Source organism: Pseudomonas sp. Pf153, assembly GCF_001269775.1.
GTDB lineage: Bacteria > Pseudomonadota > Gammaproteobacteria > Pseudomonadales > Pseudomonadaceae > Aquipseudomonas > Aquipseudomonas uvaldensis.
The window spans coordinates 114,910-129,382 of the sequence record NZ_LHVL01000029.1; the positions used below are offsets into that span (position 1 = coordinate 114,910).

Below are 14,473 nucleotides of genomic sequence, written 5' to 3' on the forward strand. Positions count from 1 at the left end.
TGCCTTGCCGGGTACTGATCAAAAAATCACCATTTTTCAATGGCTTGTGCACAAACGGCGGGGATCACGCTGTGGATAACCTTGGGAAGGATCTGCGCAGGCCACGTCGGACGTGGCCTGTATAGGGTTGTACGATTTTTGATCAGCTGCGCCGCCGCATGCTGACTACTGCATCGATGCTGTACACGGCGAGCCCGGCCCAGATGAACAGGAACGCCACCAGCGTGCTGGACGACAGGTGTTCACCGAACAACAGCACAGCGAGCATCAATACCAGTGTTGGTGCGATGTACTGCAGAAAACCCAATGTGGTGTAGGGCAGGTGCCGCGCGGCGGCGTTGAAGCACACCAGGGGCACCAGGGTTACCGGACCGGCGGCCACCAGCCACCAGGCTTCGGAGGTGGTCCAGAATGCCGCTTGGGCGCTGTTGGCCGTCGGGTTGAACAGCAACCACGCGATGGCAATCGGCACCAGCATCCAGGTTTCCACCACCAGCCCAGGCAAGGCCTTGACTGGCGCCTGCTTGCGGATCAGCCCGTAGAAGCCAAAGCTCAGCGCCAGCGCCAGCGACACCCAGGGCAGGCTGCCCACTTGCCAGACTTGCTGCGCCACGCCGACCGCCGCCAGCCCCACGGCCACCCACTGCATGCGTCGCAGCCGTTCGCCCAGGATCAACATCCCCAGCAATACGTTTACCAGGGGGTTGATGTAATACCCCAGGCTCGCTTCGAGCATCCTTCCATTGTTCACCGCCCATACATACGTCAGCCAGTTGGCCGCGATCAGCGTACCGCTCAGGGCCAGGATGGCCAGGCGGCGCGGGTTGTCGCGCAGTTCACGCCACCAGCCCGGATGCTTCCAGACCATCAGCAGCGCCGCGCCGAACAGGGCCGACCACAGCACCCGGTGGATAATGATCTCCACGGCGGGCACGCTGGCGATGGCTTTGAAATAAATGGGGAACAGTCCCCAGATGATGTAGGCACTCAGGCCCAGGATATAACCGCGACGCGGGTTGGCGGCTTGCATGCAGAATCCTTGCTTAGGCAGCTAACAAAAGAGTGATTGTAAGGAGAATTGTCGGGTTGTGGGGTGAGGGTTATTGAAGGGAGCGATGAAAAAAACTGTAGGCTGCTCGCTCCCGCAAGGGGCTGTGGTGGTTTTCAGAACAGCTTCAACGGCTCCTCATTGAGCGCCGCCAGTTGCTCGCGCAACGCCAACACCTGGTCGCCCCAGTAGCGTTCGCTACCGAACCACGGGAAGCTGCGAGGAAAGGCCGGGTCGTCCCAGCGGCGCGCCAGCCAGGCGCTGTAATGCATCAGGCGCAGGGCCCGCAGGGGCTCGATCAAGGCCAGTTCCCGTGGGTCGAAGTCATGGAATTCCTGGTAACCGTCCATCAATTCCGACAACTGTCCCAGGCATGCCTGGCGATCGCCGGCCAGCATCATCCACAGGTCCTGCACTGCGGGGCCCATACGGCAATCGTCCAGATCGACGATGTGGAAGATTTCGTCGCGGCACATCATGTTGCCGGGGTGGCAATCGCCGTGCATGCGGATGTTCTTATGGGGCGTGGCGGCATAGATCTCTTCGACGCGCTTGAGCAGATCCCGGGCGACCGACTCGTAGGCCGGTAGCAGACTGCTGGGGACGAATCCGCTCCCCAACACCGTAGCCAATGAATCATGGCCGAAGTTTTTCACTCCCAGTGCTTCGCGATGCTCGAACGGACGACTGGCGCCCACGGCGTGCAAGCGCCCGAGTAACTGCCCGAGACGATAGAGCTGGTCGAGGTTGCCCGGCTCCGGTGCACGACCGCCGCGACGGGGGAACAGAGTGAAGCGGAACCCGGCGTGTTCATGGAGGCTGGCGCCATTGTGGACCAGTGGCGCAACCACCGGCACCTCGCAGTCGGCCAGTTCGAAGGTGAAGCGGTGCTCTTCGAGAATCGCCTCGTTGGTCCAGCGTTGAGGGCGGTAGAACTTGGCGATCAGCGGCTCGCCGTCTTCGATGCCAACCTGATAGACACGGTTTTCATAACTGTTGAGGGCCAGCACCCGGGCGTCGCTGAGAAAGCCGATGCTTTCAACGGCATCGAGTACGAGGTCGGGTGTGAGGGTATCGAAGGGATGGGACATGCTGACTCCTGCTCAGCGGCAGGGCTGCCGCGTCCGACCCAGCATGGTAGCGCAAAGCAGACAGGATTGATTGGCGAGACTGATGATCGTTCCCACGCCGAGCGTGGGAACGATCAAAAGGTTCAACGGGCGCCGATGACTCCGCCGTCTTCCCGGGTAATCACCATCACCGAGGAGCGTGGCTTGCCATTGGGCTGGTGCTCTGGGAATGTCGAACCGCCGTTTTCCCCAGGGTGCTGAATCCCGACGAACATGGCCTTGTAGTCCGGCGAGAAACTGATGCCGGTCACCTCACAACCCACTGGCCCGACCATGAAACGGCGAATTTCGCCGCTGTCCGGATCGGCGCAAAGCATCTGGTTGTTGCCCATGCCGGCGAAGTCCCCGGTGTTGCTGGAGTCGCCGTCGGTTTGAATCCAAAGCCGTCCGCCCTTGTCGAAACCCAGGCCATCGGGGCTGTTGAACATGTTCTGCGGGTTGATGTTGGACGAACCGGCCTTTGGCGTACCGGCATGGACGGTCGGGTTGCCGGCGACCACGAACAGGTCCCAGGAGAACGTCTTGGACGCATGATCGTCGCGGTCGGTGCGCCAGCGCAGGATCTGGCCATAGACGTTCTTGGCCCGAGGGTTCGGCCCACCGACCGGCTGACCGTCTTCGCCGCGCTTGGAGTTGTTGGTCAGGGTGCAATAGACCTGGCCATCTTTCGGACTGACCACGATCCACTCGGGACGATCCATGCGCGTGGCGCCGACCGCGCTGGCAGCCAGACGTGCATGAATCAACACCTCGGCCTGATCGGCGAAACCGCTGCTGGCATCGAGGCCATTCTTGCCATGGGTCAGCTCGATCCACTGGCCCTTGCCCTTCGGATGATCCGGATTGCCGTCGCCGGCATCGAAGCGCGCCACGTACAAGGTGCCATGGTCCAGCAGATTGCGGTTGGCTTTGGCATTGCGGTGGTTGATACGTTCACGGCTGACGAACTTGTAGATGAACTCGCCACGCTCATCGTCGCCCATGTACACCACGGCGCGACCGTCGTTGGTCTGGGCCAGGGCGGCGTTCTCGTGCTTGAAGCGGCCCAGGGCGGTGCGTTTGACCGGCGTGGAGTCCGGATCGAACGGATCGATCTCCACGACCCAGCCATGACGGTTGAGTTCGTTGGGGTTCTTCGCCAGGTCGAAGCGTGGGTCGTGCAGGTGCCAGTTGATCTCGCGACTGGCAACGGTGGCGCCGTAGCGCTTCTGAGCTTCATCGAACTGCAGATCGGCTTTGCTGCTGCCGAAGCAGTCGGTGAAGTTTTCTTCGCAGGTCAGGTAGGTGCCCCACGGTGTCATGCCGTTGGCGCAGTTCTGGAAGGTGCCGAGGACCTTCTTGCCGCTCTTGTCGGCGCTGGTTTTCATCAGTTCGTGTCCGGCAGCCGGGCCGCGCAGGCGGATCGGCGTGTTGCCGTGGATCCGCCGGTTGTAGCGCGACTCCTGGACGAACTGCCACTGGCCGCCGCGACGACGCTGGATCTCGATCACCGACACGCCTTCGCTGGCCTGGGCCTTGCGCACGTCTTCGGCCGACTGCGGCTGGCCGCCGTGGGCAAAGAGGTAGCGATAGTTGGTGTACTCGTTGTTGATCGCCATGAGCGCCCGGTTGTTGTCACCAGGGAAGGGGAACAGGCTCATGCCATCGTTGTTGTCGCCGAACTGCATTTCCTGGGCCCGGGCGGTGCCATTACCGCTGGGGTCGAAGGCCGGTGCATTTTTTTGCAGCGGCTGGCCCCAACTGATCAGCACCGAGGATTTATAGCCCGGCGGCAAGGTGATGGTATCGGTGGTGGTGGCGGCAATGCTGTCGAAGCCCAGCAGGCGGCTGTTGCCTTCGCTCACGGCGGCGGCCAGGACGCTTCGGCTCAACAGGTTGCCACCCAGGAACATCGCCGCGCCGCACAGGGCGCCGGCGCTGATGAAGCTGCGTCGGCTCAGACCAACGATTTTTTCCAGGTCGGTGGATTGGTTTTCTTCTAATAGGCTCATCTCAGGCTCCCTGCTGGTTTTGGCAGTCACCTTAAAGGGGGTCGATGAAACTATTGTTGCAACCCGCTACAACGGTGTGCCGAGCAGCACATTCGTCGGCGAAAACGCCACGTGTACTGGCGACCCGGCGTCCAGGTGCCGGGTCTGCAACTGAAGCGGCTCGGCCAGGGCGCAGAGGGTCTGGCCATTGGGCAGGCCGATGCGTACTTCACTGGGACCGCCGCTGGCATTGGCGATGTGCTCGATCACACCTGGCAGCACGTTATTTCCCGATTCCGGCGTTTGCCCGACGGGAAACAATTCCAGCCAGCCGGCCTTGATCAGGGCAACCACCTCGGTGCCAATGTCCAGTTCCAGGCGCACGGTGCTGTCGTGGGTGATCTGCGCATCGACCATCAGCCCTCGCGCCAATTCCAGGCGTATCCGGTCGTTGTGGCCCTGGGCCTCGATGCACAGGACTTTGCCATGCAGCTGATTACGGGCGCTGGTGCGCAGCATCAGGCGGCTCAGCAGGCCGAGGTCGCCGGCGTCTTCGCTCGCCTGCAGCAACTGCGCTTGCAGAGTTTGTAAACGCTGGTACAGGCGCAGTACGCGCTGGCCTTCTTCCGACAACCGGGCGCCGCCACCGCCCTTGCCACCGATGCTGCGTTCCACCAGCGGTTGGTCCGCGAGATTGTTCAGCTCGTCGATGGCATCCCACGCGGCCTTGTAGCTCAGGCCCGCACTCTTGGCTGCTCGAGTGATCGAACCTTGTTCGGCGATGTGTTGCAGCAAAGCGATGCGTTGAGGGCGCCGGACGATGTGCTGGGTCAGAAGCGTGGGTAGTGACATGGCGTAGAAATATGCACGGGAATGAGTGAATGGAACTTGGCGCCTCGGCCGCTGTGCGTCAAGTCGCTTCGCCGGGTTTTGGCGTGCGGGCCAGGCAATAAACATCCACTCGTGCTGCGCCGGCGTCGAGCAGCAATCGGGCCAGGGTCTGGGCAGTGGCGCCGGTAGTCAGCACATCGTCCACCAGCGCCAGGTGACGGTCGCGTACCTGGGCGCCGGGCATCATGGCGAAGGCGTGACGCAGGTTCCGGCGTCGGGCCCTGGCGTCGAGCGCCTGTTGCGCCGGGGTGTCGTGGATGCGCCGCAGCAGATGTTCCTCGCAAGGCATCTGCAACGAACCGCTGAGCCAGCGAGCCAACAGTGCGGCCTGGTTGAATCCCCGCTGGCGCAAGCGCCGCGCAGCCAACGGCACCGGTACCAACGCGTCGGGCCGTTCCAGGCCTTCATTGAAATGATGTTGCAGCGACTGCGCCAGCAGTTCGCCCAGCAAGCGGCCGAGGGGCCATTTGGCCTGGTGCTTGAATCGGGTAATCAAGCTGTCCACCGGGAAATCATAGACCCAGGGCGCGAGGACCCGTTCGTAGGCCGGTGGCTGCACGACGCACTGTCCGCACCGCAGGCCGGCCATGGGCAGCGGCAGGGCGCAGCGACTGCATTGATCGCCCAGCCAGGGCAATTCACTTTCGCAAGGTGTGCACAGAGGGAGTGCTGTATCGGTGGTTTCGCCGCATAAGAGGCAGAATTGTTTATTTTTTAGCCAGATGTAAACCGATCCTTCGTGTTGCGGTTGACAGCTCATGACTCTTCCTTAAATATGCCGAACATCCGTGTCGCGCCTGTGGGTATTGCATTGCCCAGGCGCCAGCCAAGCATAATCAAGGAATTGCCCATGAGCGCCAGCACCACTGCCAACCTGCGTCATGACTGGTCTTTGGCCGAAGTCAAAGCACTCTTCGTCCAGCCCTTCAATGACTTGTTGTTCCAGGCGCAGACCGTGCACCGCGCGCACTTCGATGCCAACCGCGTCCAGGTTTCCACGCTGCTGTCGATCAAGACGGGCGCTTGCCCGGAAGATTGCAAATATTGTCCGCAATCCGGCCACTACAACACCGGGCTGGACAAGGAAAAGCTGCTGGAAGTGCAAAAAGTCCTGGAGGAGGCCGCGCGCGCCAAAGCCATTGGTTCGACCCGTTTCTGCATGGGCGCGGCGTGGAAACATCCATCGGCCAAGGACATGCCTTACGTACTGGAAATGGTCAAAGGCGTGAAGGCCATGGGCCTGGAAACCTGCATGACCCTGGGCCGACTCGACCAGGAGCAAACCGAGGCATTGGCCAAGGCCGGCCTGGACTACTACAACCATAACCTCGACACCTCGCCGGAGTTCTACGGCAACATCATCACCACCCGCACCTACAGCGAGCGCCTTCAAACACTGGCCTACGTCCGTGACTCCGGGATGAAGATCTGCTCCGGCGGCATCCTGGGCATGGGCGAATCCCTGGACGACCGCGCCAACCTGCTGATCCAACTGGCGAACCTGCCGGAGCATCCGGAATCGGTTCCGATCAACATGCTGGTAAAAGTCGCCGGCACGCCGCTGGAGAATGCCGAGGACGTCGATCCGTTCGATTTCATCCGCATGCTCGCCGTGGCGCGGATCCTGATGCCAAAGTCCCACGTGCGCTTGTCTGCCGGTCGTGAAGCGATGAACGAGCAGATGCAGGCCCTGGCGTTCCTGGCGGGTGCGAACTCCATCTTCTACGGCGACAAACTGCTGACCACCGCCAACCCACAGGCTGACAAGGACATGCAATTGTTCGCACGCTTGGGCATCCAGCCCGAAGCCCGTGAAGAGCATGCCGACGAAGTGCATCAGGCGGCGATCGAGCAGGCGCTGGTGGAGCAGAAGAGCAGCGAGCAGTTCTACAACGCTGCCGTCTGATCAACCCGATTGCTTGTTTGAAATGCGGACCCCTGTGGGAGCGAACCTGCTCGCTCCCACAGGGGAACCCATTCAGTCTTTAAATGGCGTTTCTCCCGAGGCCTGCATGCCCTTCGATCTCGCCGCACGCCTGGCTGCCCGTCGTGCCGAAAACCTCTACCGCCAACGCCCGCTGCTGGAAAGTCCCCAGGGGCCGGAAGTAAGGGTGGACGGCCAGCCGTTGCTGGCGTTCTGCAACAACGATTACCTGGGCTTGGCCAATCACCCACAGGTGATCGAAGCCTGGCGCGCCGGGGCGGCCCGTTGGGGCGTGGGCGGCGGCGCTTCGCATCTGGTGATCGGTCATAGCACTCCTCATCATGCACTGGAAGAAGCCCTCGCCGAATTCACCGGCCGCCCACGGGCATTACTGTTCACCACCGGCTACATGGCGAACCTCGGCGCCGTCACCGCGCTGGTGGGACAAGGCGATACAGTGCTTGAGGACCGGCTCAACCATGCCTCATTGCTCGATGCCGGACTGTTATCGGGGGCGCGTTTCAACCGTTACTTGCATAACGATGCTCAAAGTCTGGCCAAGCGCCTGGAAAAAGCTACCGGCAATACTCTGGTGGTGACCGATGGTGTGTTCAGCATGGACGGTGACATCGCCGATCTGCCGGCACTGGCGCATGAAGCCAGGGCCAAGGGCGCTTGGTTGATGGTCGATGATGCCCACGGTTTCGGTCCGCTGGGCACCCATGGGGGCGGTATCGTCGAGCATTTCGGCTTGAGCCAGGAGGACGTGCCGGTATTGGTGGGGACCCTGGGTAAAGCCTTCGGCACTGCCGGCGCCTTTGTGGCGGGCAGCGAGGCGCTGATCGAGAGCCTGATCCAGTTCGCGCGTCCGTACATTTACACCACCAGTCAGCCGCCGGCCCTGGCCTGTGCGACCCTCAAGAGCCTCGAACTGCTGCGCAGCGAGCATTGGCGGCGCGAGCATCTGCAGTTACTGATCCGTCAGTTCCGCGAGGGCGCGGGGCGGATCGGCCTGCAACTGATGGACAGTTTCACGCCGATCCAGCCAATCCTGATCGGCGATGCGGGGCGGGCGATGCGGCTGTCGCAAATGCTGCGAGAGCGCGGGTTGATGGTCGGCGCGATCCGGCCACCCACCGTACCGGTGGGCAGTGCCCGTTTGCGGGTGACCCTGACCGCCGCCCACAGCGAAGCCCAGGTGCAACTATTGTTAAGCGCACTGGCCGAGTGTTTTGCACTATTGGGACCGGAGCCAAACCATGCGTGATCGATTGATACTGCTGCCCGGTTGGGGCCTGGGTATTTCTCCGCTGGAGCCCCTGGCCGCTGCGTTGCAAGGGCTGGATGAACATTTGCGAGTTGAAATCGAGCCGTTGCCGGCCCTGACGTCAAGCAACCTCGATGAGTGGCTCGATGAACTGGATGCCAATGTGCCCCAGGATGCCTGGCTGGGTGGCTGGTCCTTGGGCGGCATGCTGGCGGCGGAGTTGGCCGCGCGGCGGGGCGAGCACTGCTGTGGCTTACTGACCCTGGCGAGCAATGCTTCGTTTGTCTCCCACGAACAATGGCCGGCCGCGATGGCCGGCGAGACGTTCGACGGTTTTCTCGCCGGATGCACCGCCGATCCACGCCAGACCCTCAAGCGCTTCAGTTTGCTGTGTGCCCAGGGCTGCGGTGATCCACGCGGGCTGTCGCGGTTGCTGCTGGCCGGGGCGCCAACCACCTCAACTGAGGTATTGCTGGCCGGGCTGGAACTGTTGGCTCGACTGGATACCCGTGCCGCGCTACAGCGTTTTCGCGGGCCGCAGTTGCATCTGTTCGCTGGGCTCGATGCATTGGTGCCGGCCGAAGCGGCAAGCGAATTGCTGACCCTGCTGCCGGATGTCGAAATCGGTCTGATCGAACAGGCCGGCCATGGTTTCCTGCTGGATGACCCGCACGGCATCGCGGGGGCCATCCAGGTCTTTTTGCATGAGTCCGGGGATGACTGATTTGTCTCTTCCAAGATGGCCCAGTGTCCTGCCTGATAAACGCCAGGTGGCAGCTTCGTTTTCCCGGGCGGCGGCCAGCTACGACAGCGTGGCCGAGTTGCAGCGCGAAGTGGGACGGCAATTGCTGGCGCGATTGCCTGTATCGTTCGCACCGCGGCGTTGGATGGACTTGGGCTGTGGAACCGGCTATTTCACCCGGGCGCTGGGTGCGCGCTTTGGCGCAACAGGCGGTCTGGCGCTGGATATTGCCGAAGGCATGCTCAACCATGCGCGTCCCCAGGGAGGGGCTGCGTATTTCCTGGCCGGTGACGCTGAGCGCTTGCCTTTACAGGGCACGACATGCGACTTGGTGTTTTCCAGCCTGGCGGTGCAGTGGTGCGCGGATTTTGCCTCGGTGCTGAGTGAGGCGCACCGTGTCCTGAAGCCGGGCGGGGTATTTGCCTTCACGAGCCTCTGTGTCGGTACCTTGTACGAATTGCGCGACAGTTGGCGTCAGGTGGACGGCCTGGTGCATGTCAACCGTTTCCGCGAATTCGAGATCTATCGGCAGCTGTGTGAAGCCAGTGGACTGAAGGTCGTCAGTCTCGAGACCCGTCCCCATGTTTTGCATTACCCGGACGTGCGCGGGTTGACTCATGAATTGAAAGCGTTGGGTGCCCATAATCTGAACCCCGGTCGACCCGGTGGGTTGACGGGCAGGGCGAGAATCCTGGCGCTGGTGGAAGCCTATGAGCGGTTTCGCCAGGCCAAGGGGCTGCCTGCAACCTACCAGGTGGTCTACGCCGTGTTGGAGAAACCGCTATGAGACAGGCCTATTTCATCACCGGCACCGACACTGATGTCGGCAAGACCACCGTCGCCGCAGGCCTGCTGCATGCCGCTCGACAGACCGGCATGAGCACTGCGGCCGGCAAGCCGGTGGCTTCCGGTTGCGAAGTGACACCCAAGGGCCTGCGCAATGCCGATGCCCTGGCGCTGTTGGCCGAATGCTCGGTGCCACTGACGTATGCACAGGTCAATCCAGTGGCGTTTGAGCCACCGATTGCGCCTCACCTGGCGGCACGGGAAGCAGGGGTGGCGCTGACAGTGCAATCGCTGGTGGGGCCGATGCGAGATGTGCTCGGGATGCAGGCCGATTTCACTTTGATCGAAGGTGCTGGCGGCTGGCGCGTACCATTGGCGGACCAGGACAACCTTTCGGATCTGGCGATGGCGTTGGGCTTGCCCGTTATCCTGGTGGTGGGGGTGCGCCTGGGTTGCATCAGCCATGCGCTGTTGACTGCCGAAGCCATAGCCCGGGATGGCCTGCAATTGGCCGGTTGGGTAGCCAACATCATCGACCCCAAGACATCGCGACTGGAAGAAAACCTCGCGACCCTGGCAGAACGCTTGCCGGCGCCCTGCCTGGGCCGGGTTCCGCGCATCAAGGACGTAACGGCCGAAGGCGTGGCCGGCTACCTGCACCTGGACCTGCTGGATTAGGTTTTTCTCTATGAAGCGGCACTGTGCCATTAGTGTTTTTGTCGGGTGTTTTCCCAGGGGTTCTGGTTCAATGGCTTCTGTCGACCCTTCAAGAAGACGAGCCCTGCCATGGAAATCTCAGGAAATACCGCGTTTTATGCCGGTCTGAGCACGATTCAGACAGGGCAGAACCGCGTCGATCAAGCCTCGGCCGAGATCGCCAACAATACGATCGAGCGTGCGGTCACCAGTCAATCGTCCGAAATCCAGGTCGATCGCCTGCGATCAGTGGATCGTAGTCAGCAGTCAGACTTGGCCAGCAACATGGTTGAACTGTCCCAAGGCAAGTTCCAGCTCCAGGTGGGTGTTAATGTCGCCAAGGCGTCCGACGAGATGTTGGGCACGCTGATCGATACTTTTGCCTGATCCTGCCTGTCCATTGTCCGAACGCCGCGAATATTCGCGGCGTTTTCGTCTCTGGCTACCTCTGACTCAACTAGTCTTTTCCCACACGCGTCGCGTATTTCTTTGCGCGCGGGATGTACCTGCCCGATAAGTCTACAAGCTGATGACGAACGGCCAAGGATCGACGCTTGACAAGATTTGGGCGTAAACGTATGTTTCAAACAACTGTTTGACCGTCACAACAAAATCCACGCGGTCGTTCATTCCCGGTTACATCAGCAGAGGTTTATCGCTATGCCTGACTACAAGGCCCCCTTGCGTGATATTCGCTTCGTTCGTGACGAACTGCTTGGCTATGAAGCGCATTATCAGAGCCTTCCGGCTTGCCAGGACGCAACGCCGGACATGGTTGACGCCATTCTCGAAGAAGGCGCCAAGTTTTGTGAGCAGGTGCTGGCACCGCTGAACCGCGTGGGTGACCTCGAAGGCTGCACTTGGAGCGAGTCCGGCGTGAAAACCCCGACCGGCTTCAAGGAAGCCTACAAGCAATTCGTCGAAGGCGGCTGGCCAAGCCTGGCTCACGACGTGGCGCATGGTGGTCAGGGGCTGCCGGAGTCCCTGGGCCTGGCGGTCAGCGAAATGGTTGGTGAGGCCAACTGGTCGTGGGGCATGTACCCGGGCCTGTCCCACGGTGCGATGAACACCATCTCCGAGCACGGTACGCCCGAGCAGCAAGAGGCTTATCTGACCAAGCTGGTGTCCGGTGAATGGACCGGCACCATGTGCCTGACCGAACCCCATTGCGGCACCGACCTGGGCATGTTGCGCACCAAGGCCGAGCCCCAGGCTGACGGTTCCTACAAGGTAACCGGTACCAAGATCTTCATTTCCGCCGGTGAACACGACATGGCCGACAACATCGTCCATATCGTCCTGGCGCGTCTGCCGGACGCACCGGCCGGTACCAAGGGCATTTCGCTGTTCATCGTTCCGAAGTTCCTGCCCAACGCCGACGGTACGATCGGCCAGCGCAACGCCGTGAGCTGCGGCTCGATCGAGCACAAGATGGGCATTCACGGCAACGCCACTTGCGTGATGAACTTCGACGCGGCCACCGGTTTCCTGATCGGCCCGGCGAACAAAGGCCTGAACTGCATGTTCACCTTCATGAACACTGCACGCCTGGGCACCGCGTTGCAGGGGCTGGCCCATGCCGAGATCGGCTTCCAGGGTGGCCTGAAATACGCCCGCGACCGCCTGCAGATGCGTTCCTTGACTGGCCCGAAAGCGCCGGACAAGGCGGCTGACCCGATCATTGTCCACCCGGACGTGCGCCGCATGCTGCTGACCATGAAGGCCTTTGCCGAAGGCAACCGTGCGATGGTCTACTTCACCGCCAAGCAGGTCGATATCGTCAAGTATGGCGTGGATGAAGAAGAGAAGAAGAAAGCCGATGCGCTGCTGGCGTTCATGACGCCGATCGCCAAGGCCTTCATGACCGAAGTCGGCTTCGAATCGGCCAACCACGGCGTACAGATCTACGGCGGCCATGGCTTCATCGCCGAGTGGGGCATGGAGCAGAACGTTCGCGATAGCCGTATCTCGATGCTGTACGAAGGCACCACTGGCATCCAGGCCCTCGACCTGCTGGGCCGCAAAGTGCTGATGACCCAGGGCGAAGCGCTCAAAGGCTTCACCAAGATCGTCCACAAGTTCTGCCAGGGCAATGAAGGCAACGAGGCGGTCAAGGAATTCATCGGACCATTGGCTGCGCTGAACAAGGAATGGGGCGAGCTGACCATGAAGGTCGGTATGGCGGCCATGAAGGATCGCGAAGAAGTCGGCGCAGCCTCGGTGGATTACCTGATGTACTCCGGTTACGCCTGCCTGGCCTATTTCTGGGCTGACATGGCGCGCCTGGCAGCAGAAAAACTCGCGGCCGGCACCACCGAAGAAGCTTTCTACACCGCCAAGCTGCAAACTGCGCGCTTCTACTTCCAGCGCATCCTGCCGCGTACCCGCACTCACGTGGCGGCCATGCTGTCGGGCGCCAACAACCTGATGGACATGAAAGAGGAAGACTTCGCGCTGGGTTACTAAGCCCTACGCGGTGCTTCTGGAAAAGCCGCTGCTTCCTTCGGGATGCAGCGGCTTTTTTGTTGCTTGCGCCGGGCTCTCACAAAAGGGGTGAGGATGATGTTGAAACAATATTCATCCAGCCAGACCCTAAGAAAACCTTCCTTGCTGCCGTTACAGCAATGGCAGTGTGACATCTGTCACATCTTTCGTGCCTTACTGCTGCGATAGCAGGCACAATGCCATCTTTGATCAGCCGGGTCGGAGCTTTACCCTTGTCGCGTTCTTCCGCTGTACGTTTCAGTCACTTCCTGCCCTCGCTGTTGCTGTTGCTGGCGGGGCTTGCGGCTGCCTACGTCAAGGATCTCAACGTCTTCTTCACTTCGCTTTTCAACGTTCTTCCTACGTTGGTGTTGCTCCTTGGCGGTGCGTATTGCGCTGTTTACCGACGTCAACGTGAGCTGTTTCTGATGGTCACGGTGTACATCGCCTATTTTCTGCTGGATACCCAGACCGATTTCTACCGTGACAACGGCAAGGTGCGCGAGGATGCCGCCGTGGTATTCCATCTTGTTTGCCTGCTGTTGCCGCTGTTGTTTGGCCTGTTCGCCGCGTGGCAGGAGCGCACCCATCTGTTCCAGGACATGGTGGCGCGTTTCGCGGTATTGCTGGCTTTCGGCGGCGTGGCACTGGCCTTGGAGCAGAGCTTTCCGCAAGCCTTGCTGCTGTGGCTTTCGGAGATTCGCTGGCCTGCGCTGCATGGGGCCTGGATGAGCCTGATCCAATTGTCCTATCCGGTGTTCGCTGCCGCCTTCCTGTTATTGGCCTGGCAATACTGGCGCAATCCCCGACCTCTACACGCCGCGCAACTGGTGGGGCTGCTGGGGATATTCTGGATGTTGCCCAAAACCTTCATCCTGCCGTTTACCCTGAACATCATGTGCAGCCAAGTGATGCTGATGATCGCGGCGGCGGTCGCCCATGAAGCCTACCAAATGGCGTTTCGCGATGAGCTGACCGGGCTGCCGGGGCGCCGTGCGCTGAACGAACGCATGCAACGCCTGGGTCGCAATTATGTGTTGGCGATGAGCGATGTGGACCATTTCAAGAAATTCAACGACACCCATGGTCACGATGTCGGCGATCAGGTGTTGCGTCTGGTGGCCAGCAAACTGTCGAAAATCGGTGGTGGCGGTAGGGCTTATCGCTACGGCGGCGAGGAATTTGCGCTGGTGTTCGCCGGCAAGACGATCGATGAATGCATGCCTCACTTGGAAGTCATCCGTCAATCCATCGAGACGTACAGCATTCAGTTGCGCAATCCGGAAAATCGCCCCAAGGATGATCAGCAAGGACGTCAGCGGCGCTCCGGTGCCGGCGCTTCCAGTGTGTCGGTGACAGTGAGCATTGGCGTTGCCGAACGCATCGAGCAACGCACCCCCGAAGAAGTGCTCAAGTCCGCCGACCAGGCGCTCTACAACGCCAAAGGGGCCGGGCGTAACTGTGTGGTCGCTTTCGGTCAGAATCGTCGTGGCGCGGTGCGCATGGAAGCCGCCGCGGGTTGAGTGATGATGACG

At 61.1% G+C, this 14,473-nt stretch carries 13 protein-coding genes; 8 read left to right on the forward strand and 5 right to left on the reverse strand.

Translation table 11 applies throughout. The annotated features are described in order from the left end of the window. Nucleotides 1–142: 142 nt before the first annotated feature. The 5 genes from rarD to AD666_RS21190 form a co-directional block, all read right to left on the reverse strand. Nucleotides 143–1,030: an EamA family transporter RarD gene (gene rarD / locus AD666_RS21170; protein WP_053156257.1), complete on the reverse strand. Its 888-nt coding sequence runs from the start codon at nucleotides 1,028–1,030 to the stop codon at nucleotides 143–145. A gap of 134 nt (nucleotides 1,031–1,164) precedes the next feature. Further along, nucleotides 1,165–2,139: a serine/threonine protein kinase gene (locus tag AD666_RS21175; protein WP_053156259.1), complete on the reverse strand. Its 975-nt coding sequence runs from the start codon at nucleotides 2,137–2,139 to the stop codon at nucleotides 1,165–1,167. A 122-nt stretch (nucleotides 2,140–2,261) separates the two neighbouring features. Continuing rightward, nucleotides 2,262–4,169 (reverse strand): PhoX family phosphatase, encoded by a 1,908-nt coding sequence (locus AD666_RS21180; RefSeq protein WP_053156263.1) that lies wholly within the window; start codon nucleotides 4,167–4,169, stop codon nucleotides 2,262–2,264. Between the two features lie 66 nt (nucleotides 4,170–4,235). Further along, entirely contained in the window at nucleotides 4,236–5,000 is a 765-nt protein-coding gene (locus AD666_RS21185) for a TOBE domain-containing protein (RefSeq protein WP_053156266.1), read from the reverse strand. 58 nt (nucleotides 5,001–5,058) lie between these two features. Then, nucleotides 5,059–5,799: a ComF family protein gene (locus AD666_RS21190; protein ID WP_053156269.1), complete on the reverse strand. Its 741-nt coding sequence runs from the start codon at nucleotides 5,797–5,799 to the stop codon at nucleotides 5,059–5,061. Nucleotides 5,800–5,889: 90 nt separating this feature from the next. On the opposite strand from AD666_RS21190, the gene bioB reads away from it, so the two are divergent. The 8 genes from bioB to AD666_RS21230 all read left to right on the forward strand — a co-directional run bounded on the left by bioB (nucleotide 5,890) and on the right by AD666_RS21230 (nucleotide 14,461). Beyond that, nucleotides 5,890–6,945: a biotin synthase BioB gene (gene bioB, locus AD666_RS21195; protein ID WP_053156271.1), complete on the forward strand. Its 1,056-nt coding sequence runs from the start codon at nucleotides 5,890–5,892 to the stop codon at nucleotides 6,943–6,945. Between the two features lie 106 nt (nucleotides 6,946–7,051). Next, a complete protein-coding gene (gene bioF, locus AD666_RS21200; protein ID WP_053156274.1) occupies nucleotides 7,052–8,230 on the forward strand; it encodes an 8-amino-7-oxononanoate synthase in 1,179 nt (392 codons plus the stop codon). Next, entirely contained in the window at nucleotides 8,223–8,954 is a 732-nt protein-coding gene (locus tag AD666_RS21205; RefSeq protein ID WP_053156277.1) for an alpha/beta fold hydrolase, read from the forward strand. The genes bioF and AD666_RS21205 overlap by 8 nt, the downstream gene beginning before the upstream one ends. After that, nucleotides 8,947–9,759, forward strand: coding sequence for a malonyl-ACP O-methyltransferase BioC (gene bioC, locus AD666_RS21210; RefSeq protein ID WP_053156280.1), 813 nt, complete (start codon nucleotides 8,947–8,949; stop codon nucleotides 9,757–9,759). Before AD666_RS21205 ends, bioC begins: the two co-directional genes overlap by 8 nt. Further along, nucleotides 9,756–10,436, forward strand: a complete 681-nt coding sequence (gene bioD / locus AD666_RS21215) for a dethiobiotin synthase (RefSeq protein WP_053156283.1) — start codon at nucleotides 9,756–9,758, stop codon at nucleotides 10,434–10,436. The genes bioC and bioD overlap by 4 nt, the downstream gene beginning before the upstream one ends. 108 nt (nucleotides 10,437–10,544) lie before the next feature. After that, on the forward strand, nucleotides 10,545–10,841 hold the full coding sequence (locus AD666_RS21220; protein ID WP_053156285.1) for a hypothetical protein: 297 nt from the start codon (nucleotides 10,545–10,547) through the stop codon (nucleotides 10,839–10,841). 273 nt (nucleotides 10,842–11,114) lie between these two features. Next, nucleotides 11,115–12,920 carry a phenylacyl-CoA dehydrogenase gene (locus AD666_RS21225; RefSeq protein WP_053156288.1) on the forward strand — a complete coding sequence of 602 codons (1,806 nt, stop codon included), beginning with the start codon at nucleotides 11,115–11,117 and terminating at the stop codon, nucleotides 12,918–12,920. Nucleotides 12,921–13,171: 251 nt separating this feature from the next. Beyond that, entirely contained in the window at nucleotides 13,172–14,461 is a 1,290-nt protein-coding gene (locus AD666_RS21230) for a GGDEF domain-containing protein (RefSeq protein ID WP_053156291.1), read from the forward strand. The last annotated feature ends 12 nt before the right edge of the window (nucleotides 14,462–14,473 follow it).